At 66.0% G+C, this 23,624-nt stretch carries 20 protein-coding genes; 13 read left to right on the top strand and 7 right to left on the bottom strand.

Features of this window, described 5'->3' with window-relative positions; all coding sequences use genetic code 11:
* The first annotated feature begins 2 nt into the window (after nt 1-2).
* Together garD and CAG41_RS11900 are read left to right on the top strand one after the other, a co-directional pair.
* Complete coding sequence (gene garD / locus CAG41_RS11895; protein ID WP_085707038.1) at nt 3-1,556, top strand: galactarate dehydratase; 1,554 nt, start codon at nt 3-5, stop codon at nt 1,554-1,556.
* 250 nt (nt 1,557-1,806) lie between these two features.
* The gene (locus CAG41_RS11900; RefSeq protein WP_085631716.1) at nt 1,807-2,748 is read left to right on the top strand and encodes an AEC family transporter; all 942 of its coding nucleotides are present in this window, start codon (nt 1,807-1,809) and stop codon (nt 2,746-2,748) included.
* A 163-nt stretch (nt 2,749-2,911) separates the two neighbouring features.
* Here the strand turns inward: CAG41_RS11900 and CAG41_RS11905 are convergent, their stop codons facing one another.
* From CAG41_RS11905 to gatC, 6 genes are all read right to left on the bottom strand, one after another.
* A complete protein-coding gene (locus tag CAG41_RS11905; RefSeq protein ID WP_085578554.1) occupies nt 2,912-3,292 on the bottom strand; it encodes a carboxymuconolactone decarboxylase family protein in 381 nt (126 codons plus the stop codon).
* Complete coding sequence (locus CAG41_RS11910; protein WP_085631712.1) at nt 3,289-4,350, bottom strand: calcium/sodium antiporter; 1,062 nt, start codon at nt 4,348-4,350, stop codon at nt 3,289-3,291. Before CAG41_RS11910 ends, CAG41_RS11905 begins: the two co-directional genes overlap by 4 nt.
* 46 nt (nt 4,351-4,396) lie before the next feature.
* Complete coding sequence (locus CAG41_RS11915; protein ID WP_085578558.1) at nt 4,397-4,771, bottom strand: septal ring lytic transglycosylase RlpA family protein; 375 nt, start codon at nt 4,769-4,771, stop codon at nt 4,397-4,399.
* Nucleotides 4,772-4,920: 149 nt separating this feature from the next.
* Nucleotides 4,921-6,366 (bottom strand): Asp-tRNA(Asn)/Glu-tRNA(Gln) amidotransferase subunit GatB, encoded by a 1,446-nt coding sequence (gatB, locus tag CAG41_RS11920; protein ID WP_085578560.1) that lies wholly within the window; start codon nt 6,364-6,366, stop codon nt 4,921-4,923.
* 10 nt (nt 6,367-6,376) lie between these two features.
* Entirely contained in the window at nt 6,377-7,828 is a 1,452-nt protein-coding gene (gene gatA / locus CAG41_RS11925; RefSeq protein WP_085578562.1) for an Asp-tRNA(Asn)/Glu-tRNA(Gln) amidotransferase subunit GatA, read from the bottom strand.
* 16 nt (nt 7,829-7,844) lie between these two features.
* On the bottom strand, nt 7,845-8,132 hold the full coding sequence (gatC, locus tag CAG41_RS11930) for an Asp-tRNA(Asn)/Glu-tRNA(Gln) amidotransferase subunit GatC (protein ID WP_020297123.1): 288 nt from the start codon (nt 8,130-8,132) through the stop codon (nt 7,845-7,847).
* 211 nt (nt 8,133-8,343) lie between these two features.
* On the opposite strand from gatC, the gene mreB reads away from it, so the two are divergent.
* From mreB to tldD, 8 genes are all read left to right on the top strand, one after another.
* A complete protein-coding gene (gene mreB, locus CAG41_RS11935) occupies nt 8,344-9,381 on the top strand; it encodes a rod shape-determining protein MreB (RefSeq protein WP_002555108.1) in 1,038 nt (345 codons plus the stop codon).
* A 141-nt stretch (nt 9,382-9,522) separates the two neighbouring features.
* Nucleotides 9,523-10,665 (top strand): rod shape-determining protein MreC, encoded by a 1,143-nt coding sequence (gene mreC / locus CAG41_RS11940; RefSeq protein WP_085578564.1) that lies wholly within the window; start codon nt 9,523-9,525, stop codon nt 10,663-10,665.
* The gene (gene mreD / locus CAG41_RS11945) at nt 10,665-11,156 is read left to right on the top strand and encodes a rod shape-determining protein MreD (protein WP_085578566.1); all 492 of its coding nucleotides are present in this window, start codon (nt 10,665-10,667) and stop codon (nt 11,154-11,156) included. The genes mreC and mreD overlap by 1 nt, the downstream gene beginning before the upstream one ends.
* Before the next feature lie 90 nt (nt 11,157-11,246).
* Nucleotides 11,247-11,843: a nucleoside triphosphate pyrophosphatase gene (locus tag CAG41_RS11950; protein WP_085578568.1), complete on the top strand. Its 597-nt coding sequence runs from the start codon at nt 11,247-11,249 to the stop codon at nt 11,841-11,843.
* Nucleotides 11,844-11,901: 58 nt separating this feature from the next.
* Nucleotides 11,902-13,359 carry a ribonuclease G gene (gene rng / locus CAG41_RS11955; protein ID WP_085578570.1) on the top strand — a complete coding sequence of 486 codons (1,458 nt, stop codon included), beginning with the start codon at nt 11,902-11,904 and terminating at the stop codon, nt 13,357-13,359.
* A gap of 75 nt (nt 13,360-13,434) precedes the next feature.
* Nucleotides 13,435-17,238: a YhdP family protein gene (locus CAG41_RS11960; protein WP_085707039.1), complete on the top strand. Its 3,804-nt coding sequence runs from the start codon at nt 13,435-13,437 to the stop codon at nt 17,236-17,238.
* 58 nt (nt 17,239-17,296) lie between these two features.
* A complete protein-coding gene (locus CAG41_RS11965; protein WP_085578574.1) occupies nt 17,297-18,157 on the top strand; it encodes a carbon-nitrogen hydrolase family protein in 861 nt (286 codons plus the stop codon).
* A 5-nt stretch (nt 18,158-18,162) separates the two neighbouring features.
* The gene (gene tldD, locus CAG41_RS11970; RefSeq protein ID WP_085631702.1) at nt 18,163-19,605 is read left to right on the top strand and encodes a metalloprotease TldD; all 1,443 of its coding nucleotides are present in this window, start codon (nt 18,163-18,165) and stop codon (nt 19,603-19,605) included.
* Nucleotides 19,606-19,656: 51 nt separating this feature from the next.
* Here tldD and yjgA read toward each other — a convergent pair whose 3' ends face one another.
* Complete coding sequence (gene yjgA, locus CAG41_RS11975; protein WP_085578578.1) at nt 19,657-20,181, bottom strand: ribosome biogenesis factor YjgA; 525 nt, start codon at nt 20,179-20,181, stop codon at nt 19,657-19,659.
* A gap of 108 nt (nt 20,182-20,289) precedes the next feature.
* On the opposite strand from yjgA, the gene pmbA reads away from it, so the two are divergent.
* From pmbA to CAG41_RS11990, 3 genes are all read left to right on the top strand, one after another.
* On the top strand, nt 20,290-21,636 hold the full coding sequence (gene pmbA, locus CAG41_RS11980; protein ID WP_085694953.1) for a metalloprotease PmbA: 1,347 nt from the start codon (nt 20,290-20,292) through the stop codon (nt 21,634-21,636).
* Between the two features lie 217 nt (nt 21,637-21,853).
* Nucleotides 21,854-22,261, top strand: coding sequence for a FagA protein (locus tag CAG41_RS11985; RefSeq protein WP_085578580.1), 408 nt, complete (start codon nt 21,854-21,856; stop codon nt 22,259-22,261).
* Nucleotides 22,242-23,618 carry an aspartate ammonia-lyase gene (locus tag CAG41_RS11990; RefSeq protein ID WP_085578582.1) on the top strand — a complete coding sequence of 459 codons (1,377 nt, stop codon included), beginning with the start codon at nt 22,242-22,244 and terminating at the stop codon, nt 23,616-23,618. Before CAG41_RS11985 ends, CAG41_RS11990 begins: the two co-directional genes overlap by 20 nt.
* The last annotated feature ends 6 nt before the right edge of the window (nt 23,619-23,624 follow it).

Consider the following 23,624-nt stretch of genomic DNA (forward strand, 5'->3'; position numbering starts at 1 on the left):
CCATGCAGTTGATTGAACATTCCGACTCGCCGCGCTACATCCGCCTGCACGAGCGGGACAACGTCGTGGTCGTGGTCAACGACCAGGGCGTGCCGGCCGGCACCGAATTCGCCGAGGGCCTGGTCACGGTGGATTTCGTGCCGCAGAGCCACAAGGTCGCCGTGGAGGACATTCCCGAGGGCGGTAAGGTGATCCGTTACGGTCAGATCATCGGCTACGCGTTGCAGCCGATCCCGCGCGGCAGTTGGGTCAAGGAAGATCAACTGCGCATGCCGACCGCGCCACCGCTGGACAGCCTGCCGCTGTCCACCGACGTGCCGGACGCCCAGGCGCCGCTTGAAGGCTATACCTTCGAGGGCTACCGCAACGCCGACGGCACCGTCGGCACGCGCAACATCCTCGGCATCACCACCACGGTGCAGTGCGTCACCGGGGTGCTGGATCACGCGGTCAAGAAGATCAAAGAGGAACTGCTGCCCAAGTACCCCCACGTCGATGACGTGGTGGCGCTGACCCACAGTTATGGTTGCGGCGTGGCCATCACCGCCACGGACGCGTACATCCCGATCCGCACCGTGCGCAACCTGGCGCGCAACCCGAACCTGGGCGGCGAAGCGCTGGTGATCAGCCTGGGCTGCGAGAAACTGCAGGCCGGGCAGGTGATGCACGAGGACGACGCCTCGGTGGATCTCAGCGAGCCATGGCTGTACCGCTTGCAGGATTCCAGCCACGGCTTCACCGAAATGGTCGAGCAGATCATGGAACTGGCCGAGACCCGCCTGAAGAAACTCGACCTGCGCCGCCGGGAAACCGTGCCGGCTTCGGAGCTGATCCTCGGCATGCAGTGCGGCGGCAGCGATGCGTTTTCCGGCATCACCGCCAACCCGGCGCTGGGGTACGCTTCGGACTTGCTGCTGCGGGCCGGGGCGACGGTGATGTTCTCCGAAGTCACCGAAGTGCGCGACGCGATCTACCTGCTCACCTCCCGGGCGCAGACCAAGACCGTCGCCGAGGAACTGGTGCGCGAGATGGACTGGTACGACCGCTACCTGGCCAAGGGCGAGGCGGACCGCAGCGCCAACACCACGCCGGGCAACAAGAAGGGCGGGCTGTCGAACATCGTCGAGAAGTCCCTGGGCTCCATCGTCAAGTCCGGCGGCAGCGCGATCAGCGGCGTGCTCGGCCCCGGCGAGCGGTTCAAGCACAAGGGGCTGATCTTCTGCGCGACCCCGGCCAGCGACTTCGTCTGCGGCACGCTGCAACTGGCGGCGGGGATGAACCTGCATGTGTTCACCACCGGTCGGGGCACGCCTTACGGGCTGGCCATGGCGCCGGTGGTGAAGGTCTCGACCCGCACCGAGCTGGCGCAGCGCTGGCCGGACCTGATCGACATCGACGCCGGGCGGATCGCCACCGGGCGTGCGTCCATCGAGGAGCTGGGCTGGGAGCTGTTCCATTACTACCTGGAGGTGGCGAGCGGCAAGCAGCAGACCTGGGCGGAGAAGCACAAGCTGCACAACGACATCACCCTGTTCAACCCGGCGCCGATCACCTGAGGCCGTGTCATCGTTCATTGCAGGCAGGCCAGCTTCCACCGGGACATGGATGGCGATGCTGGGGGCAGCGGTCCGCTCCTGGCCAGCGGCGCCTGGGCTGGCGTCATCGCCAGCAGGCTGGCTCCTACCGTTTGTGTTCTGGCGCCAAAACGGGTGGGAGCGGGCTTGTCTGCGAAGCGGACCGACAGACGCCGGAGGACTTGTGGCTTATCATTAGCCCCCTAACGACACCCATCCAAGGTTCCCCGGCATGCTGGCCATTTTCCTCGAAACCCTGAACATCACCGCGCCGGTGTTTGCCATGCTGTTTCTGGGTGTGCTGCTCAAGCGCATCGACTGGATCAACGACAACTTCATCCACACCGCGTCGGCCCTGGTGTTCAACGTCACCATGCCGGCGCTGCTGTTTCTGGGCATCCTCCATGCCGACCTGCACGCCGCCCTGCAACCGGCGCTGCTGATCTATTTCGCCATCGCCACGCTGGCCAGCTTCGCGGCGGCCTGGGGCTGGGCGATCCTCAAGTGCCCGCGCGAGGATCGCGGCATCTACACCCAGGGGGCGTTCCGCGGCAACAACGGGGTCATCGGCCTGGCGCTGGCGGCGAGCATGTACGGCGACTACGGCATCTCCCTCGGGGCGATTCTCGCGGCGCTGGTGATCCTGTTCTACAACACCCTCTCGACCATCGTGCTGGCGGTGTACAGCCCGGTGATCAAGTCCGACCCGTGGAGCATCTGCAAAAGCGTGGTCAGCAATCCGCTGATCATCAGCGTGATCGCGGCGGCGCCGTTCGCCTACTTCAAGATTGCCTTGCCCGGCTGGCTGGAGACCTCCGGCCAGTACCTGGCGCAGACCACCTTGCCGCTGGCGCTGATCTGCATCGGCGGCACGCTGTCGCTGGCGGCGCTGCGCAAGAGCGGCAACATGGCGCTCAGCTCCAGCCTGGTGAAGATGGTCGGCCTGCCGGTGCTGGCGACGCTCGGCGCCTGGCTGTGGGGTTTTCGCGGGGCGGAGCTGGGGATTCTGTTTCTGTACTTCGGCAGCCCCACCGCCGCAGCCAGTTTCGTCATGGCCCGGGCGGCGCAGGGCAACCATGAGCTGGCGGCGGCGATCATCGTCATGACCACCTTGATGGCGGCGGTGACCACCAACATCGGGATCTTCTTTTTGCAGTGGGGCGGGTGGATCTGACCTGCGGGTTGACGGTGTCCTCGGGGGCCTCATCGCTGGCAAGCCAGCTCCCACAGGGTTCTGCGGTGTGAATGCAATCACATTGGCAACACAAAACCCTGTGGGAGCTGCGGTGCGACGATTCGACTTGCCTGCGATGGCGCCCGATCAGGCGCCGGGAAACTCACTCAGGTTTCTGGTAAGTGTCGATCACTTCCTGCGCCGCCCGGAACGCATCGATCGCCGCCGGCACGCCGGCATACACCGCGCAGTGCAGCAGCGCCTCGCGGATTTCCTCCACGGTGCAGCCGTTGTTCAGCGCGCCGCGCACGTGGCCCTTCAGTTCCTGCGGGCACTTGAGCGCCGTCAGCGCGGCGAGGGTGATCAGGCTGCGGGTCTTGAGCGGCAGGCCTTCGCGGTTCCACACGCCGCCCCAGGCGTGTTCGTTGACGAAGTCCTGCAGCGGCTGGGTGAATTCGGTGGCGTTGCCCAGGGCGCGGTCGACGAACGCATCGCCCATCACCTGGCGGCGGATCTCTACCCCGGTCTTCTTCGAATCGGTCATGGCACATCCCTCTTGTGGTGTTGGCGGCGCCAGGCGCGCACGGACGTGAAAAACAGAAACGCCAGCAGCGTCGGCAGCACATAAAACAGCATCAACCGCTCCAGCTTGCCCGCCAGCGGCATGCCGGTGGTGAACGACAGCAGGTGCAGCCCGTAGGCCAGGTACAGGCCGAGCAGCAGCAGGCCCTCGGCGCGGGTCACCCGGTAGCCGGAATAGAACACCGGCAGGCACAGCACGGCGACGCCGAGCATCACCGGCAGGTCGAAATCCAGCGCATTGGGCGACACCGACAGCGGCGTCGGCGACACCAGCGCGGTGAAGCCCAGCACGCCCAGCAGGTTGAACAGGTTGGCGCCGATCACGTTGCCCACGGCGATGTCGCGCTGCCCGCGCAGGGCCGCGATCAGCGAGGTGGCGAGCTCCGGCAGCGAGGTGCCGACCGCCACCACGGTCAGGCCGATGATCCGCTCGGAGAACCCCAGGTCGGTGGCCACCGCCACGGCGGCGCCCAGCAACAGGCGCCCGGCGAACACCAGCAGGGTCAGGCCGCCGACGATCATCAGCACGCTGACGGCCCATGAGGCCTGCGGATCCTGCGGGTGTTCGGCGTGCGGTCGCGCCGAGTGCCGCGACTGGCGCTTGAGCAGGCCGAGGTACAGCGCCAGGGCGCCCAGCAGCACAAGGCCGTCGATGTGCCCCAGTTCCTTGTTCCAGGCCAGCGCGAACACCAGCAGGCTGGCGCCGATCATCAGCGGAATGTCCAGGCGCACCAGTTGCCGCGACACCCGCAACGGGATGATCAGCGCCGACAGGCCCAGGGTGACGAGGATGTTGAAGATGCTGGCGCCGACCACGCTGCCGACGGCGATGTCGGGGTTGTGCGTCAGCGCGGCCTGCAGGCTGACCGCCATCTGCGGAGCGCTGCTGCCGAGGGCGACGAGGGTCAGGCCGATGATCAGCGGGCGCACGTGCAGGCGCGTGGCCAGGCGGACGGCGGCGCGCACCATCAGTTCGGCGCCGGCGATCAGCAGGATCAGTCCGCTGAGCAGTTCGATCACGCTGATCAGGGGCAGCTCGGCTAAGGCGAAAATGGTCGGCGCTCCATCAGTCTTCGAGGGCCTGCACCCGTACCCGGGCGGTGCCGCTGCCGATCATGCCCAGGCGCTGCGCGGCTTCGCGCGAGAGGTCGATCAGGCGCCCGCGGGTGTGCGGGCCGCGGTCGTTGATGCGCACGACGCAGGATCTGTCGTTTTTCAGGTTGGTGACCTTCACCCGCGTGCCGAACGGCAACTGGCGGTGGGCGGCGGTCAAGGCATTCTGGTTGAACGGCTCACCGCTGGCGGTGCGTTTGCCGTGGTGCTTGGCGCCGTAATAGGAGGCGACGCCGGTCTGGTCGTACCCGTGCGGGTCGATGGTGCCGGAGCTGGCGCAACCGGCCAGCAGGGAAAGCAGGGCGCAACTCAAGAGCAGGCGCTTCATTCGAAGGGTTCCCGAAAACAGTTGCGGGAGCCCGCTCGCCGGCGATTGCGCAACGACAGACAACCGGAGGCTGAATGTCAGACCGTCATCGCCAGCAGGCGGGCTCCCACAGGGATTGGAGCCTAGATTGGAATCCGGCTCCATTGTGGTCAGCCTTCGAGCTTGCTTTTGAGCAGTTCGTTCACTTGCTGCGGGTTGGCCTTGCCCTTGGACGCCTTCATGGCCTGGCCGACGAAGAAGCCGAACATCTTGCCGCGCTTGGCTTCGTCCGCCGCACGGTACTGCTCGACCTGCTCGGCGTTGGCGGCGAGCATTTCGTCCAGCACCGCGGAGATCGCGCCGGTGTCGGTCACTTGCTTGAGGCCGCGCTTGTCGATGATCTCGTCCGCGCTGCCTTCACCGTTGGCCATCGCCTCGAACACCACCTTGGCGATCTTGCCGGAGATGGTGTTGTCCTTGATGCGCTGCAGCATGCCGCCCAGCAGCTCGGCCGAGACCGGCGACTGCTCGATGTCCAGGCCTTGCTTGTTGAGCAGGCTGCCCAGCTCGACCATCACCCAGTTCGCCGCCAGCTTGGCGTCGCCGCTGATGCCCGCGACCTGTTCGAAGTAGTCCGCCTGCTCGCGGCTGGTGGCCAGCACGTTGGCGTCGTAGGCCGACAGGCCGAACTGGCTCTGGAAGCGCTCGCGCTTCTGCGGCGGCAGTTCCGGCAGGGTGGCGCGCACCTCGTCCAGGTAGGCTTGCTCGATGACCACCGGCAGCAGGTCCGGATCGGGGAAGTAACGGTAGTCGTTGGCTTCCTCCTTGCTGCGCATCGGACGGGTCTCGTCCTTGTTCGGGTCGTAGAGGCGGGTCTGCTGGATCACCTTGCCGCCGTCTTCGATCAGGTCGATCTGGCGCTGGATCTCGGAGTTGATCGCCTTCTCGATGAAGCGGAACGAGTTGACGTTCTTGATCTCGCAGCGGGTGCCGAACTCGGCCTGGCCTTTGGGGCGGATCGACACGTTGCAGTCGCAGCGCAGCGAGCCTTCGGCCATGTTGCCGTCGCAGATGCCCAGGTAGCGCACCAGCGCGTGGATCGCCTTGACGTAGGCCACGGCTTCCTTGGCGCTGCGCATGTCCGGCTCGGAGACGATCTCCAGCAGCGGCGTGCCGGCGCGGTTCAGGTCGATGCCGGTGGCGCCGCCGAACTCCTCGTGCAGGCTCTTGCCGGCGTCTTCCTCAAGGTGGGCGCGGGTGATGCCGACGCGCTTGACCGTGCCGTCCTCCAGGGCGATGTCCAGGTGGCCCTTGCCGACGATCGGCAGGTCCATCTGGCTGATCTGGTAGCCCTTGGGCAGGTCCGGATAGAAGTAGTTCTTGCGGGCGAACACGTTGTGCCGGCCGATCTCGGCGTCGATCGCCTGGCCGAACATCACGGCCATGCGCACGGCTTCCTGGTTGAGCACCGGCAGCACGCCGGGCATGCCCAGGTCGATCAGGCTGGCCTGGGTGTTCGGTTCGGAACCGAAGGTGGTGGAACTACCGGAAAAGATTTTCGACCGGGTGGTGAGCTGGGTGTGAATCTCCAGCCCGATCACGACTTCCCATTGCATGTGCGTCTCCTCAGAAGCCGGTTGGGGTGCGGGTGTGCCAGTCAGTGTTGAGCTGATACTGGTGGGCGACGTTCAACAGGCGACCTTCCTGGAAGTACGGAGCGAGCAACTGCACGCCGACCGGCAGGCCGTCGGCGAAACCGGCCGGCATCGACAGGCCCGGCAGGCCTGCCAGGTTGGCGGTGATGGTGTAGAAGTCTTCCAGGTAGGCGGCGACCGGATCGTTGTTCTTGGCGCCGAGCTTCCAGGCCGGGTTCGGCGTGGTCGGGCCGAGGATGATGTCGACTTCATTGAACGCGGCCATGAAATCGTTCTTCACCAGGCGGCGGATCTTCTGCGCCTTCAGGTAGTAGGCGTCGTAGTAGCCGGCGGACAGCGCGTAGGCGCCGACCATGATCCGGCGCTGCACTTCCGCGCCGAAGCCTTCGCCGCGGGAGCGCTTGTACAGGTCTTCCAGGTTCTTCGGGGCTTCGCAGCGGTGGCCGAAGCGCACGCCGTCGAAGCGCGACAGGTTGGAGGAGGCTTCGGCCGGGGCGATCACGTAGTACGCCGGAATCGCGTGCTGCATGTTCGGCAGGCTGATTTCCTTGATCACGGCACCGAGCTTCTGCAGCTGCTGGATGCTGTTCTGGATCAGTTCGGCGATGCGCGGATCGAGGCCGGCGCCGAAGTATTCCTTCGGCACGCCGATGCGCAGGCCCTGCAGCGAACCGTTGAGGCCGGCGGTGTAGTCCGGCACCGGCTCATCGATGCTGGTGGAGTCGTTCGGGTCGAACCCGGCCATGCCCTGCAGCAGGATCGCGCAGTCTTCGGCGGTGCGGGCCAGCGGGCCGCCCTGGTCGAGGCTCGACGCGTAGGCGATCATGCCCCAGCGCGAAACGCGGCCGTAGGTCGGCTTCAGGCCGGTCAGGTTGGTGAACGCGGCAGGCTGGCGGATCGAGCCGCCGGTGTCGGTGGCGGTGGCGGCCGGCAGCAGGCGCGCGGCCACGGCGGCGGCGGAACCGCCGGACGAACCGCCCGGCACGTGTTCCAGGTTCCACGGGTTCTTCACCGGGCCGTACCAGCTCGACTCGTTGGCCGAACCCATGGCGAATTCGTCCATGTTGGTCTTGCCCAGGGTCACGGTGCCGGCGGCGGCCAGCTTGGCGACCACGGTGGCGTCGTACGGGGCCTTGAAGTTGTCGAGCATCTTCGAGCCGCAGCTGGTGCGGATGCCCTGGGTGCAGAACAGATCCTTGTGGGCGATCGGCGCGCCGAGCAGGGCGCCGCTCTCACCGTTGGCGCGGCGGGCGTCGGCGGCTTTCGCCTGGCCCAGCGCCAGCTCTTCGGTGAGGCTGATGAAACTGTTGATCTGAGGGTCGAGCTGGGCGATGCGCGCCAGCAGGGCCTTGGTCAGCTCTTCGGAGGAAAACTTCTTGTCGGCCAGACCGCGGGCGATCTCGGCCAGAGTCATGTGATGCATTGCAGGCTCTTTCCCTTTAGTCGATGACTTTCGGAACCAGGTACAGGCCGTTTTCGACCGCTGGTGCGATGGACTGATAGGCCTCGCGGTGATTGCTTTCGGTGACGACGTCGGCGCGCAGGCGCTGGCTGGCTTCCAGCGGGTGGGCCAGCGGCTCGATGCCGTCGGTGTCGACGGCCTGCATTTCGTCGACCAGCCCCAGGATGCTGTTGAGGGCCGAGGTGATGTGCGGAAGATCGGCTTCATTGAGGCCCAGGCAGGCCAGATGAGCGATTTTTTCCACGTCGGAGCGTTCTAGCGCCATCGGGATTCTCCAGTGGAAAACAGGACGGACGGCGTCCCTGTGTTAGATTGTCGGAACACTACCGCACTTCTACGGTCATAAGGCCGCGATTGTGGGGCTTGGTGCGCAGAAAAGCGGCCAATTTAACATATTGGCGCCTTGCCCAAAATCCCTGTCGTTGTTAGAGTTTGCCGCACTTTTTTACCCACGCGTTGCCTAGGGTCCCTTTCCCATGTTCAAGAAACTGCGTGGCATGTTTTCCAGCGATCTTTCCATTGACCTGGGCACTGCCAACACCCTTATTTACGTGCGCGAGCGCGGTATCGTCCTGAACGAGCCATCGGTTGTGGCCATCCGGACACACGGTAACCAGAAAAGTGTCGTGGCTGTCGGCACCGAAGCCAAGCGCATGCTCGGCCGTACGCCGGGCAACATTGCCGCCATTCGTCCGATGAAGGACGGCGTGATCGCCGACTTCAGCGTCTGCGAAAAGATGCTGCAATACTTTATCAACAAGGTTCACGAAAACAGCTTCCTGCAGCCCAGCCCTCGCGTGCTGATCTGCGTTCCGTGCAAGTCCACCCAGGTCGAGCGTCGTGCCATCCGTGAATCGGCCCTCGGCGCCGGTGCCCGCGAAGTGTTCCTGATCGAAGAGCCGATGGCCGCTGCCATCGGTGCCGGCCTGCCGGTCGAAGAGGCCCGCGGCTCGATGGTCGTCGACATCGGCGGCGGCACCACCGAGATCGCGCTGATCTCCCTGAACGGTGTGGTCTACGCCGAATCCGTCCGCGTCGGCGGCGACCGCTTCGACGAAGCGATCATCACCTACGTTCGCCGCAACTACGGCAGCCTGATCGGCGAATCCACCGCCGAGCGCATCAAGCAGGAAATCGGCACCGCCTATCCGGGCGGCGAAGTCCGTGAAGTCGACGTCCGCGGCCGTAACCTGGCCGAAGGCGTTCCACGCGCATTCACCCTGAACTCCAACGAAGTGCTGGAGGCTCTGCAGGAGTCGCTGGCGACCATCGTTCAGGCCGTGAAAAGCGCCCTGGAGCAATCGCCTCCGGAGCTGGCTTCCGACATCGCCGAGCGTGGCCTGGTGCTGACCGGCGGCGGCGCGCTGCTGCGAGACCTGGACAAGCTGCTGGCCCAGGAAACCGGTCTGCCGGTGATCGTCGCCGAAGACCCGCTGACCTGCGTTGCCCGTGGCGGTGGCCGTGCTTTGGAAATGATGGACAAGCACACCATGGATCTGCTCTCCAGCGAATAAGTCGCCGGGCGCAATACGTGGGTGAACGCACAGGCAGCACTTTGCAGTGCTGCCTGTCGGCGTTTATCTTCTGTCAGTTTTCATCCAGGCCGGTTTGAAGCCGTATGAATAAACAGAACATCTGTCCGGAAGGAGCGGCCTATTAAACCGCTTTTCGCCAAGGGCCCCTCATTGGGCGTGCGCCTGCTGGTGCTGGCCGTGCTGTCGGTCGCGCTGATGGTGGTCGATGCCCGCTTCAGTCTGCTCAAGCCTGCGCGCAGCCAGATGTCGCTGGTGCTGATGGACGCCTACTGGATCACCGACCTGCCCGGACGGCTCTGGGACGGTGTCGCCAGCCAGTTCGGCAGCCGCACCGAGCTGATCGCCGACAACGAAAAACTCAAGACCGAGAACCTGCTGCTGCAGGGCCGCCTGCAGAAGCTGGCCGCCCTCACCGAGCAGAACGTGCGCCTGCGCGAGTTGCTGAACTCGTCCGCGCTGGTCAACGAGAAGGTCGAGGTCGCCGAACTGATCGGCATGGACCCGAACCCGTTCACCCACCGCATCATCATCAACAAGGGCGAGCGCGACGGCGTGGTGCTCGGCCAGCCGGTGCTCGACGCCCGCGGCCTGATGGGCCAGGTGGTCGAACTGATGCCGTACACCTCCCGCGTGCTGCTGCTGACCGACTCCACCCATAGCATCCCGGTGCAGGTGAACCGCAACGGCCTGCGGGCCATCGCCAGCGGCACCGGCAACCCGGAACGCCTGGAACTGCGCCACGTGGCCGACACCGCCGACATCAAGGAAGGCGACCTGCTGGTCAGCTCCGGCCTGGGCCAGCGTTTCCCGGCCGGTTACCCGGTGGCGACGGTCAAGGAAGTGATCCACGATTCCGGCCAGCCGTTCGCCATCGTTCGTGCCGTGCCGACCGCCGCCCTGAACCGCAGCCGCTACATGCTGTTGGTGTTCAGCGACAACCGCACCGCCGAAGAGCGCGCGAACGACGCGGCCCAGGCCCAGGAAAACCTCGACGCCCTGGGCGGCGGCCCGGTGATTCCGGCGACCGTGCCCAAGCCGGTCACGGTGCCTGCCGCGACTCCGGCGGCCACGAGCCCGGCCGCTGCGGCCCCTGCTGCCGCGACCCCGGCCAAGCCTGCGGCCGGCAAGCCGCCGGCGTCCGCCCCGGCCGCCGCGAAACCGCCAGCCGCCACCGCCGCCAAGCCACCGGCAGCCCAGCCTGCTGCGCGACCGGCGGCCAAACCGCCGGCCGCTGCGCCAGCCACCACCGGGAGACAGGAATAATGGTCGGGGCTACCGCTTCCCGTAACGGCTGGATGGTCTGGCTGACGTTCTTCATCGGCATGCTGCTCAGCGTGTCGCCGTTGCCGCAGTTCATGGAAATCCTGCGCCCGCTGTGGCTGGCCCTGCTGCTGGCGTTCTGGGCGCTGGCCTTGCCGCAGAAGGTCGGCATGGTCACCGCGTTTTGCCTGGGGTTGGCCGAGGACGTGCTGTACGGCACGCTGCTGGGGCAGAATGCCTTGATCCTGACCCTGATCACGTTCCTGGTGCTGTCGTTGCAGCAGCGCCTGCGGATGTTCCCGATGTGGCAGCAAAGCCTGGTGATCCTGGTGATCTTCGGTCTCGCGCAACTGGTTCAGCTGTGGCTCAGCGCCTTGACCGGCAACCGTCAGCCGACGCTGGCGCTGGTGCTGCCGGCGTTGGTCAGCGCGTTGCTCTGGCCTTGGGTCAGCTTCGCTTTGCGTGGCTTGCGCCGCCGCTACAAAATCAATTGATCTGCCCAGGCATGCGCCCGTGACGGCGCCTTGCCTCGCCAAACGGAAATGGCATGTGCGAGGCAGGGCACCCAACAGGGAGATGTCTTGATGAAGCCGCTTTACCTCGCCTCCGGCTCACCGCGCCGGCGTGAACTGCTCACGCAGATCGGCGTGCCGTTCACCGCCGTCAGCGCGGACATCGACGAAACCCCGTCACCCCATGAAACCCCGTCCGCCTATGTCGAGCGCCTGGCCCGCGGCAAGGCCGAGGCCGGCCGCCGCGCCGTCGGCTCCCGCGACGGGGGCTGCGTGCTGGGGGCCGACACCGCCGTGGTGCTGGACGGCAAAATTCTCGGCAAACCGGTGGACGAAGCCGATGCATGCGCCATGCTGATGATGTTGTCCGGCAGGGAGCATGAAGTGCTGACGGCGATCGCCTTGGTCGAGGACGGCCGCTGCGAGTCGCGGGTGGTGCGCAGCCGGGTGCGTTTCCGCCCGATCGGCCAAGCGGAGGCCGTCGCCTACTGGGCCAGCGGCGAACCCCGGGACAAGGCCGGCGGTTACGGCATCCAGGGCCTCGGCGCGGTGTTCGTGGCGGGCCTGGACGGCAGCTATTCGGCGGTCGTCGGTTTGCCGTTGTGCGAAACCGCAGAACTGCTGGGCCATTTCGGCATACCCTGTTGGCAAACCCTGAACGCGCAGTGAGCGCCGTGCGGATCAAGATGCGGCCATTACCGTGAACACGCCTGAACGAGACCCTGCCATGAGTGAAGAGATCCTGATCAACATCACGCCGATGGAATCGCGCGTGGCGGTGGTCGAAAACGGTGTGCTGCAAGAAGTGCATGTCGAGCGCACGCAAAAACGCGGGATCGTCGGCAACATCTACAAAGGCAAGGTCGTGCGCGTGCTGCCGGGCATGCAGGCGGCGTTCGTCGACATCGGCCTGGACCGCGCCGCGTTCATCCATGCCTCGGAAATCTCCCTGCGCGAAGGGCCGGCGGTGGAGAGCATCGGCGCCCTGGTGCACGAAGGCCAGAGCCTGGTGGTGCAGGTGACCAAGGATCCCATCGGCTCGAAGGGCGCGCGCCTGACCACCCAGCTGTCGATCCCGTCGCGCTACCTGGTCTACATGCCGCGCACCGCCCACGTCGGCATTTCCCTGAAGATCGAGGACGAAGCCGAGCGCGAACGCCTCAAGCAGGTGGTCAGCGACTGCGTGGCCAAGGAAGACATCAAGGAAGCCGGCGGCTTCATCCTGCGCACCGCCGCCGAAGGCGCCGGGGCCGACGAGATCCTGATGGACATCCGTTACCTGCGCAGGCTCTGGGATCAGATCAGCGCCCAGATCAAGACCATCGGCGCGCCGAACGTGATCTACGAGGATCTCGGCCTGGCCCTGCGCACGCTGCGTGACCTGGTCAGCCCGAAGATCGAGAAGATCCGCATCGACTCCCGGGAGACCTTCCAGAAAACCACGCAGTTCGTCGCCGAACTGATGCCGGAGATCGCCGACCGCCTGGAGCATTACCCGGGCGAGCGGCCGATCTTCGACCTGTACGGTGTTGAGGACGAGATCCAGAAGGCCCTGGAGCGTAAGGTGCCGCTCAAGTCCGGCGGCTATCTGGTGGTGGATCCGGCGGAAGCCATGACCACCATCGACGTGAACACCGGGGCTTTCGTCGGCCACCGCAACCTTGAAGAGACCATCTTCAAGACCAACCTCGAAGCCGCCACCGCGATCGCCCGGCAACTGCGCCTGCGCAACCTGGGCGGGATCATCATCATCGACTTCATCGACATGGAAGACGAAGAGCACCAGCGCCAGGTGCTGCGCACCCTGGAGAAACAGCTGGAGCGCGACCACGCCAAGACCAACATCATCGGCATCACCGAACTGGGCCTGGTGCAGATGACCCGCAAGCGCACCCGCGAGAGCCTTGAGCAGGTGCTGTGCGAGCCGTGCAGCAGTTGCCAGGGGCGCGGCAAGCTGAAGACCCCGGAAACCATCTGTTACGAGATTTTCCGTGAGATCCTGCGCGAGGCCCGGGCCTATCAGGCCGAGGGCTACCGCGTGCTGGCGAACCAGAAAGTGGTGGATCGGCTGCTCGACGAAGAGTCCGGCAACGTCGCCGAGCTTGAAGCGTTCATTGGCCGCACCATACGCTTTCAGGTAGAAACCATGTATTCCCAGGAACAATATGACGTGGTGCTGCTCTGATCCCCTGCGTCGCCTTTGTCCTGAAACGGCTGGCCTCAGCTTTTCGCAGTTTTTTTGCCATGGGAGCCAACTGACATGGAGCGTCTGACCCGCATTCTGGCCGCACTCACCCGCTGGGGGTTGGGCCTGTGCGCGCTGGCACTGGTGTTGATGGCGTTGTACGTCAGCCTCGGCCGGGAACTGGCGCCGCTGGTGGCCGAGTACCGCGCCGACGTCGAGCAGAAGGCCGGCGCCGCCCTCGGCATGCCGCTGCAGATCGGCGAGCTTGAAGGTGACTGGAGCGGATTCGCGCCGATCCTGCTGGCCCACGACGTGACGGTCGGCGAGGGCGCCAACACCCTGCGCCTGGACCGGGTGCGTGCGGTGCCGGACCTGTGGGCCAGCCTGTTGGCCCGGGAAGTGCGCATCGCCCACCTCGAACTCAACGGCCTGAAGATCAGCCTCAAGGAAGGCGAAGACGGCCAATGGGCACTGGAAGGGTTGCCGGTCAAGCAGGACCGGCCGCTGGATCCGCAGCAGCTGTTCGACCGCATGCAGATCGTGCAGCAACTGTCCGTGCTCGACAGCCAGGTGACCTTGCAGCCGCTCGATCATGCGCCGCTGACCTTCACCTACGTCGGCCTCAACCTCAAGACCGGCGCCGTCCGCCAGCGGCTGGACGTGCGTCTGACCCTGCCCGACGGCCAGCCGGTGGCCACCAGCCTGCGTACGCGGATCCGCGCCGGCCAGTGGCAGGACAGCGCCGTGGAAGGCTACCTGAGCCTGCCGCAGAGCGACTGGGCCAAATGGCTGCCCGAGCGCCTGACCCAGCAGTGGAACTTCTCCGAGATCAAGGCCGGCGGCGAACTGTGGGTCGACTGGCGCGAAGGCACGCTGCAGAGCGCCGCCCTGCGTCTGAACGCGCCGCAGCTGACCGGCGCCTATGCCGAGCGCAAGCCGATCCGGATCGACAACCTGGCCCTCAACGCTTACTACGAGCGCAACCGCGACGGCGCCACCGTCACCCTCGATTCCCTGGCGATGAACTTCGGCGAGACCCGCTGGGAATCCCGGGTGCAGATCAAGCAGACCGCCGCCAGCGACAAGGCCGAAGAGCTGTGGCACCTGCAGGCCGACCGGATCGACCTGACGCCGATCACGCCGTTGCTCAATGCCTTGGGGCCGTTGCCGCAAGGGTTCGCCACGGTGGTCGAGCGCCTGAAGGTGACCGGCGGACTGCGCAACGTGCTGCTGGATGTGCGCCCCAACGCCACCGACGACTCACGGTTCAGCTTCGCCGCCAACCTCGACCGGGTCGGCTTCGACGCCTACCACGGCGCCCCGGCGGCGCGGAACGTCAGCGGCAGCCTCAGCGGCAACTTGGGCGGCGGCGAGCTGCGGATGGACAGCAAGGACTTTGTCCTGCACCTGGACCCGATCTTCGCCAAGCCGTGGCAGTATATCCAGGCCAATGCCCGCTTGACCTGGAAGCTCGACAAGGAAGGCTTCACCCTGATCGCGCCGTACCTGAAGGTGCTCGGCGAAGAGGGCAAGATCGCCGGCGACTTCCTGATCCGCCTGCATTTCGACCACGACCAGGAAGACTACATGGACTTGCGCGTCGGCCTGGTGGACGGCGACGGACGCTACACCGCCAAGTACCTGCCGCAGGTCCTGAACCCCGCCGTCGACGAATGGCTGCGCACCGCGATCCTCAAGGGTGCGGTGGACCAGGGCTTCTTCCAGTACCAAGGTTCGCTGAACAAGGGCGCGGCCGACGCGGACCGCAGCATCAGCCTGTTCTTCAAGGTGCATGACGCCGAACTCGCGTTCCAGCCGGGCTGGCCCCATGTGAGCAAGGTCAACGGCGACGTGTTCATCGAAGACAGCGGCATCCGGATCGTGGCGCAGAAGGGCCAGTTGCTCGACACCCAGGTCAGCGACGTGTTCGTCAACATACCCCACGCGCCGGAAGGCGAACACAGCCATTTGCTCCTCGACGGCGCGTTCGCCGGCGGACTGGGCGACGGTCTGAAGATCCTTCAGGAAGCGCCGATCGGCACCGCCGAGACCTTCGCGGGATGGGAGGGCGAGGGCGAACTGACCGGCAAGCTGAAGCTGGACGTGCCGCTGGACAAGGGCGATGCGCCGAAGATCCTCGTCGACTTCAAGCCGGCCAACGCGCGGCTGAAGCTGGCCGAGCCCAAGCTTGAGCTGACCCAGCTCAAGGGCGATTTCCGGTTCGACAGCGCCAAGGGCCTGAGCGGGCAGAACATCGCGGCACGGGCGTTCGACAAACCGGTGACCGCGCAGATCTTCGCCGACGGCGGCCCGGGCCGGCTCAAGACCCGCGTGGCCGCCTCCGGACAGGTCGAGGTGAAGAAACTCACCGACTGGCTCGGCGTGACCCAGCCGCTGCCGGTGTCCGGCACGGTTCCCTATCAGTTGCAGGTGAACCTGGACGGCGCCGACAGCCAGTTGATTGTCAGCTCCAGCCTCAAGGGCGTGGCGGTGGATCTGCCGGCGCCGTTCGGCCTGCCGGCCAGCACCGGACGCGACACGGTGTTCCGCATGACCCTGCAAGGGCCGGAGCGGCGCTACTGGGTCAATTACGATCAGTTGGCCAATTTCACCTTCGCGGCGCCGCCGGGCAATTTCGCCGACGGCCGCGGTGAACTGTTCCTCGGCGCGGGCGAGGCGGTGCTGCCCGGCGGCAAGGGCCTGCGGGTGCGCGGCGTGCTGTCGGAGCTGGACGTCAAGCCGTGGCAGGACCTGGTGGACAAGTACGCCGGCAAGGATCCGGGCGGCAGCGCCAGGCAACTGCTGAGCAGCGCCGACTTCAAGGTCGACAGGCTCACGGCGTTCGGCACCACGCTGGATCAGGCGTCGGTGCAGCTCAATCGCAAGGCGGGCGCCTGGGCGCTGGCGCTGGACAGCCGGCAGGCCAAGGGCACGGTCGCGATTCCCGACGCCAACGGCGCGCCGATCGCGGTGAACCTGCAATACGTGCGCCTGCCGGCGCCGGATCCGGCGGTGCAGGCTGACGAGAACGCGCCCGATCCTCTGGCCTCGGTCGATCCGAGCAAGATTCCGGCGCTGGACATCACCGTCAACCAGCTGTTCCAGGGCCAGGACCTGGTGGGCGGCTGGTCGCTCAAAGTGCGGCCGACCGCCAAGGGCATCGCCCTGAGCAACCTGGACCTGGGCCTCAAGGGCATCCTGCTGCAGGGCAGCGGCGGCTGGGAAGGCACGCCGGGCAACACGAACAGTTGGTACAAGGGCCGGATCGGCGGCAAAAACCTCGCCGACGTGCTCAAGGGCTGGGGGTTCGCGCCGAGCGTGACCAGCGAAGAGTTCCACATGGACGTCGACGGCCGCTGGCCGGGTTCGCCGGCGTGGCTGGCGACCAAGCGCTTCTCCGGCACCCTCGATGCGTCGCTGAACAAGGGCCAGTTCGTCGAGGTGGAAGGGGGCGCCCAGGCGCTGCGGGTGTTCGGCCTGCTCAACTTCAACTCCATCGGCCGGCGCCTGCGCCTGGACTTCTCCGACCTGTTCGGCAAAGGCCTGAGCTATGACCGGGTCAAGGGCCTGCTGGTGGCGACCAACGGCGTCTACGTGACCCGCGAACCGATCCTGCTGACCGGGCCGTCGAGCAACATTGAGCTCAACGGCACCCTGGACCTGGTCGGCGACCAGGTGGACGCCCGGCTGCTGGTGACCTTGCCGGTGACCAACAACCTGCCGATCGCGGCGCTGATCGTGGGGGCGCCGGCGGTCGGCGGTGCGCTGTTTCTGATCGACAAGCTGATCGGCGACCGCGTGGCGCGGTTCGCCAGCGTCAAGTACACGGTCAAGGGGCCGTGGAAAGAGCCGAAAATCACCTTCGACAAGCCCTTTTGAACAGCCAGGCCCGGCACCGATGGAGTAGCATGGCCGCAAACCTCTTGCGGAGTGCGCCATGTCTTTAGCGGTGATTCAAATGGTCAGCCAGAGCGATGTGCCGGCCAACCTGCGCGATGCCCGGCGCCTGCTTGAGCAGGCGGCCGAAGCGGGCGCGAAGCTGGCGGTGCTGCCGGAGAACTTCGCCGCCATGGGCCGTCGCGACATCGCCGACATCGGCCGTGCCGAAGCGCTGGGCGAGGGGCCGATCCTGCCGTGGTTGAAACAGACCGCGCGCGACCTCAGGTTATGGATCGTGGCCGGCACGTTGCCGCTGCCACCGGTGGGCCAGCCTGCGGCGAAGTCCCATGCCTGCTCGCTGTTGGTCGATGACCAGGGCGAAATCGTTGCGCGGTACGACAAGCTGCACCTGTTCGATGTCGATGTGGCGGACAATCGCGGCCGTTACCGCGAATCCGATGACTATGCTTATGGCAGCGGCGTGGTGGTGGCGGACACGCCGGTGGGCCGGCTGGGGCTGACGGTGTGCTACGACCTGCGCTTCCCGGAGCTCTACAGCGAACTGCGGGCCGCCGGCGCCGAGCTGATCACCGCGCCGTCGGCCTTCACGGCGGTGACCGGCGCCGCGCACTGGGATGTGCTGATCCGCGCACGGGCCATCGAGACCCAGTGCTATGTGCTGGCGGCGGCCCAGGGCGGGATGCATCCGGGCCCGCGCGAGACTTTCGGCCACGCAGCCATCATCGACCCGTGGGGCCGCGTGCTGGCGCAACAGGACACCGGCGAGGCCGTGCTGCTGGCCGAGCGCGACAGCAGCGAACAGGCGTCCATCCGGGCGCGGATGCCGGTGGCCACTCACCGGCGGTTTTTCTCGCAGGGCGCGCAGCGGCCTGCCTCAGAACACGAATTTAAGGCGTAGAACCTATGAGCGAGTTGTTGTCCTCAGTCAGTGACCACCTGTTGGCGCCCGGCGGCGTGACCATCGAGAGCCTGCAAGGCGTGCTCGGTGACCTGGCCGGCCCCGGCATCGATGCCGCCGACCTGTACTTCCAGGGGCAGATTTCCGAGTCCTGGTCGCTGGAAGACGGCATCGTCAAGGAAGGCAGCTTCAACCTCGACCAGGGCGTCGGCGTACGGGCGCAGTCCGGCGAGAAGACCGGCTTCGCCTACAGCAACGCCATCACCCTGGAAGCGCTGGGCGCGGCGGCCCGTGCGGCCCGCTCGATCTCCCGCGCCGGTCAGGACGGCAAGGTGCAGGCGTTCACCACCCAGGACGTCGCGCAGCTGTACGCGCCGGACAATCCGCTGGAAGTGCTGAGCCGCGCCGAGAAGGTCGACCTGCTCAAGCGCATCGACGTCGCCACCCGCGCCCTCGACCCGCGCATCCAGCAGGTCAGCGTGAGCATGGCCGGCGTCTGGGAGCGGATCCTGGTGGCGTCCACCGACGGCGGGCTGGCGGCGGACGTGCGGCCGCTGGTGCGCTTCAACGTCAGCGTGATCGTCGAGCAGAACGGTCGCCGCGAACGCGGTGGCCATGGCGGCGGCGGGCGTACCGACTACCGCTATTTCCTCGCCGAAGACCGTGCCATGGGCTACGCCCGTGAGGCCCTGCGCCAGGCGCTGGTCAACCTGGAAGCGATTCCGGCGCCGGCCGGCACGTTGCCGGTGGTGTTGGGTTCGGGCTGGTCCGGCGTGCTGCTGCACGAAGCGGTCGGCCATGGCCTGGAAGGCGACTTCAACCGCAAGGGCAGTTCGGCCTACAGCGGCCGGATGGGCGAAATGGTCGCCTCCAAACTCTGCACCATCGTCGATGACGGCACCTTGAGCGGTCGCCGCGGTTCCCTGAGCGTCGACGACGAAGGCACCCCGACCGAGTGCACCACCCTGATCGAGAACGGCGTGCTCAAGGGCTACATGCAGGACAAGCTCAACGCCCGCCTGATGGGCGTGGCCCGTACCGGCAACGGCCGGCGCGAGTCCTACGCGCACCTGCCGATGCCGCGGATGACCAACACCTACATGCTGGGCGGCGAAAGCGATCCGGCGGAAATCATCGCCTCGGTGAAGAAGGGCATCTACTGCGCCAACCTCGGCGGCGGCCAGGTAGACATCACCAGCGGCAAGTTCGTGTTCTCCACCAGCGAGGCGTACCTGATCGAGGACGGCAAGATCACCGCACCGGTCAAGGGCGCCACCCTGATCGGCAACGGCCCGGAGGCCATGAGCCGGGTGTCGATGGTCGGCAACGACCTGGCGCTGGACAGCGGCGTGGGCACCTGCGGCAAGGACGGGCAATCGGTGCCGGTGGGCGTGGGCCAGCCGACGCTGAAGATCGACGCGATCACCGTGGGCGGCACAGGCGCATAAGAAGGGATGGAGCGACGGGTGGCGCCTTGGGCGGCCACCCGGTGACGATGATCAACGCAGGCCGCGTTGGGTCTCGTCCAGCTCTCGGATGTACTTGAAGATTTTACGGCTGGAGGCCGGCGGCTTGTTGCGCGCCACCTCGTGTTGGGCCTGACGGATCAGGGAGCGCAGTTGCTGACGGTCGGTCTCCGGGTATTCGGCGACGAACTTCTCCAGCACCGCGTCGTCACCGCCGATCAGGCGGTCGCGCCAGCGTTCGAGGTTGTGGAAACGCTCGTTGTACTGGCGGGTGGAGGCGTCGAGCTGGTCGAGCAGCACCAGGATGGCGTCGGTGTCCTGGTCGCGCATCAGCTTGCCGATGAACTGCAGGTGCCGTTTGCGTGCGATGTGCGCCACGTGCTTGGGCGCATCGGCCAGGGCCCGGCGCAACGGGTCGGTCAACGGCAGTTTGGCCAGCAAGTCGGGCTTGAGGGTCGTGAGGCGCTCGCCGAGGTCAACCAGAGCATGCAGCTCGCGTTTGACCTGGGATTTGCTTTTTTCTCCCGTATCGAGGGAGTCGTCGTAAGAATCAACCATGGTGGCAGTCCGCAAAGAAACGCCGCCATGATAACCAGTCGGGGGCCGCTTGTCCGGCCCGGTCGCTCGATGGCCCCAGCCGAAAGCAGAATTTGAGTGGAGATGAGCATGAGTGCAGTTGAAAGCGTCGGCCCGCAGGCATTGCCGGCCCTGCAGGAACAGGTCGAGCAGATCATCGCCGAAGCCAAGCGCCAAGGGGCCAGCGCCTGCGAAGTGGCGGTGTCGCTTGAGCAGGGGCTGTCGACGTCGGTGCGTCAGCGCGAAGTCGAGACGGTCGAGTTCAACCGCGACCAGGGCTTCGGCATCACCTTGTATGTCGGCCAGCGCAAAGGTTCGGCCAGCACCTCGGCGACCGGGCCTGACGCGATCCGCGAAACCGTCGCCGCCGCGCTGGCCATCGCCAAGCACACCTCCGAGGACGAAGCCTCCGGCCTGGCCGACGCCGCGCTGATGGCCAGGGACGTCCAGGATTTCGACCTGTTCCACGCCTGGGACATCACCCCCGAGCAGGCCATCGAGAAAGCCTTGATCTGCGAGGCGGCGGCGTTCGACGCCGATGCGCGGATCAGGAACGCCGACGGCACGACGCTGAGCACCCATCAGGGCTGCCGCGTCTACGGCAACAGCCACGGCTTCGTCGGCGGCTACGCCTCGACCCGGCACAGCCTCAGCTGTGTGATGATCGCCGAGGCCGACGGCCAGATGCAGCGCGACTACTGGTATGACGTGAACCGTCAGGGCAGTCTGCTGGCGGATCCGGTGAGCATCGGCCAGCGGGCCGCACAGCGGGCGGCGAGCCGTCTGGGCGCACGTCCCGTGCCGACCTGCGAAGTGCCGGTGCTGTTTTCGGCCGAACTGGCTGGCGGGCTGTTCGGCAGTTTCCTGTCGGCGGTGTCCGGCGGCAGCCTGTACCGCAAGGCGTCGTTCCTTGAAGGCACGCTGGGGCAGCAGCTGTTTCCGGAGTGGCTGACCATCGATGAGCGCCCGCACCTGATGCGCGCCATGGGCAGTGCGGCCTACGATGGCGACGGTCTGGCGACCTACGCCAAGCCGTTCGTCGAAAAGGGTGAGCTGGTGTCGTACATCCTCGGCACCTATTCCGGCCGCAAGCTCGGCATGCCGAGCACCGCCAACGCCGGCGGCGTGCACAACCTGTTCGTCACCCATGGCGACGAGGATCAGGCGGCGCTGCTGCGGCGCATGGGCCGGGGCCTGCTGGTCACCGAACTGATGGGCCACGGCCTGAACATGGTCACCGGCGACTACTCGCGCGGAGCGGCGGGGTACTGGGTCGAGAACGGCGAAATCCAGTTCGCGGTGCAGGAAGTGACCATCGCCGGCAACCTGCGCGACATGTTCAAGCAGATTGTCGCGGTGGGCAACGATCTGGAACTTCGCAGCAATATCCGCACAGGATCGGTGCTGATCGAGCGGATGACCGTCGCGGGCAGCTAAGCTCGACCGTTGCGCAAAAAGGCGCGTCACCCCAGCGGGTGGCGCGCCTTTTTTGTGTCCTGCAATACCGGGTCTCCGGGGAAGCGCCTGCATTGACGCCATCGCCAGCAGGGCTGGCTCCCACCGTTTTTGCCTGAATCAGCAAAATTTGGGCGCTCTTGTTTTGGTTCTCATTATCAACTAATAATAAATCTCATTATCGGATGAGCCAGGAATCATGAGTTCTGCCTTGCACGAGCAGCCTTACCTCGAAAGCTGGCGCTGGATGAGCCGCCAGATCCGCTGTGCGATGGATCCGGACGAGCCGCGCCTGATCGAACATTACCTCGCCGAGGGCCGCTACCTGGCCTGCTGCACGACGACGTCGCCCTGGACGATCGCCGAAACCGCTTTCCGTCTGCTGATGGACACCGCCAACGACATCGCCTTGCCGTGGCATTGGCGCAGCCTGTGCCTCGACCAGGCCTGGCGCCCCCTGCGTGAGATGGAGCGCCTCTCGCTGTGCAAATGCCGGCTCAAGCGCTGGCAAAGCTTCACCTGGCAACTGGCGACCTGCGAGTTGCTTCCCTCGATTCCCCTCATTGAACTAGTCCAAGGATTCACCGATGACCAAGACACGTATTGAGCGCGACAGCATGGGCGAACTGCAGGTGCCGGCGGACGCGCTCTACGGCGCGCAGACCCAGCGGGCGGTGGATAACTTCCCGATCAGCGGCAAGCCGATGCCCACCCAGTTCGTCCGTGCGCTGATCCTGGCCAAGGCCGCCGCCGCCCGGGCCAATGTCGAACTCAACCAGCTCAGCGCCGCTCAAGGCAAGGCCATCAGTGATGCCGCCCAAGGCTTGCTCGAAGGCGACTTCATGCAGCATTTCCCGGTGGATGTCTTCCAGACCGGCTCCGGCACCAGTTCCAACATGAACGCCAACGAAGTGATCGCAACCCTGGCCAGCCGTCTGCTGGGCGAGCCGGTCAACCCGAACGATCACGTCAATTGCGGCCAGAGCAGCAACGACATCATCCCGACCACCATCCACGTCAGCGCCGCCCTGGCCCTGCACGAGCAACTGCTGCCGGCGCTGCTGCACCTGGTGCAGGTGATCGAGCACAAGGCCGTTCAGGTCCATCACCACGTGAAAACCGGCCGCACGCACCTGATGGATGCCATGCCCGTGCGCATGAGTCAGGTGCTCAACGGCTGGGCGCAGCAGCTCAAGGCCAACGTCGGCCATCTGCAGGACCTGTTGCCGAGCCTGCAGTCCCTGGCCCAGGGCGGCACGGCGGTCGGCACCGGGATCAACGCGCATCCGGAGTTCGCCGGGCGTTTCAGCCGTCACCTGAGCCAGCTCACCCACGTGCAGTTCACGCCGGGCAAGGATCTGTTTGCGCTGATCGGCTCGCAGGACACCGCCGTCGCCGTCTCCGGCCAGTTGAAGGCCACCGCCGTGTCGCTGATGAAAATCGCCAACGACCTGCGCTGGATGAACTCGGGCCCCTTGGCCGGCCTGGGTGAGATCGAGCTGGAAGGCTTGCAGCCGGGCTCGTCGATCATGCCCGGCAAGGTCAATCCGGTGATTCCGGAAGCCACCGCCATGGTCGCCGCGCAAGTGATCGGCAATGACGCGGCCATCACCGTCGCCGGCCAGTCGGGCAATTTCGAGCTGAACGTGATGCTGCCGATCATCGCCCAGAACCTGCTCGGCAGCATCGAACTGCTGGCCAACGCCAGTCGGCTGCTGGGCGACAAAGCCATCGCCAGCTTCAAGGTCAACGAGTCGCGCCTCAAGGAAGCGCTCTCGCGCAACCCGATCCTGGTGACCGCGCTCAACCCGATCATCGGTTACCAGAAGGCCGCCGAAATCGCCAAGCAGGCCTACAAGCAGGGCCGCGCGGTGATCGACGTCGCGCTGGAGCACACCGACCTGTCGCGCAGCGAACTGGAAGCGTTGCTAAACCCCGAAAAACTCACCGCCGGCGGCGTGTAAGCGCCG

The sequence above is a fragment of the Pseudomonas sp. B35(2017) genome, assembly GCF_002113645.1.
GTDB lineage: Bacteria > Pseudomonadota > Gammaproteobacteria > Pseudomonadales > Pseudomonadaceae > Aquipseudomonas > Aquipseudomonas ekonensis.

Coding starts and splice junctions, on each gene's coding strand:
- CAG41_RS11915 (WP_085578558.1), bottom strand. CDS start 4,771: ATGAAGCGCCTGCTCTTGAGTTGCGCCCTGCTTTCCCTGCTGGCCGGT.
- CAG41_RS11960 (WP_085707039.1), top strand. CDS start 13,435: ATGGAGCGTCTGACCCGCATTCTGGCCGCACTCACCCGCTGGGGGTTG.
- gatA (WP_085578562.1), bottom strand. CDS start 7,828: ATGCATCACATGACTCTGGCCGAGATCGCCCGCGGTCTGGCCGACAAG.
- mreD (WP_085578566.1), top strand. CDS start 10,665: ATGGTCGGGGCTACCGCTTCCCGTAACGGCTGGATGGTCTGGCTGACG.
- CAG41_RS11965 (WP_085578574.1), top strand. CDS start 17,297: ATGTCTTTAGCGGTGATTCAAATGGTCAGCCAGAGCGATGTGCCGGCC.
- CAG41_RS11990 (WP_085578582.1), top strand. CDS start 22,242: ATGACCAAGACACGTATTGAGCGCGACAGCATGGGCGAACTGCAGGTG.
- gatC (WP_020297123.1), bottom strand. CDS start 8,132: ATGGCGCTAGAACGCTCCGACGTGGAAAAAATCGCTCATCTGGCCTGC.
- mreB (WP_002555108.1), top strand. CDS start 8,344: ATGTTCAAGAAACTGCGTGGCATGTTTTCCAGCGATCTTTCCATTGAC.
- CAG41_RS11985 (WP_085578580.1), top strand. CDS start 21,854: ATGAGTTCTGCCTTGCACGAGCAGCCTTACCTCGAAAGCTGGCGCTGG.
- tldD (WP_085631702.1), top strand. CDS start 18,163: ATGAGCGAGTTGTTGTCCTCAGTCAGTGACCACCTGTTGGCGCCCGGC.
- gatB (WP_085578560.1), bottom strand. CDS start 6,366: ATGCAATGGGAAGTCGTGATCGGGCTGGAGATTCACACCCAGCTCACC.
- CAG41_RS11950 (WP_085578568.1), top strand. CDS start 11,247: ATGAAGCCGCTTTACCTCGCCTCCGGCTCACCGCGCCGGCGTGAACTG.
- CAG41_RS11905 (WP_085578554.1), bottom strand. CDS start 3,292: ATGACCGATTCGAAGAAGACCGGGGTAGAGATCCGCCGCCAGGTGATG.
- rng (WP_085578570.1), top strand. CDS start 11,902: ATGAGTGAAGAGATCCTGATCAACATCACGCCGATGGAATCGCGCGTG.
- garD (WP_085707038.1), top strand. CDS start 3: ATGCAGTTGATTGAACATTCCGACTCGCCGCGCTACATCCGCCTGCAC.
- CAG41_RS11900 (WP_085631716.1), top strand. CDS start 1,807: ATGCTGGCCATTTTCCTCGAAACCCTGAACATCACCGCGCCGGTGTTT.
- pmbA (WP_085694953.1), top strand. CDS start 20,290: ATGAGTGCAGTTGAAAGCGTCGGCCCGCAGGCATTGCCGGCCCTGCAG.
- yjgA (WP_085578578.1), bottom strand. CDS start 20,181: ATGGTTGATTCTTACGACGACTCCCTCGATACGGGAGAAAAAAGCAAA.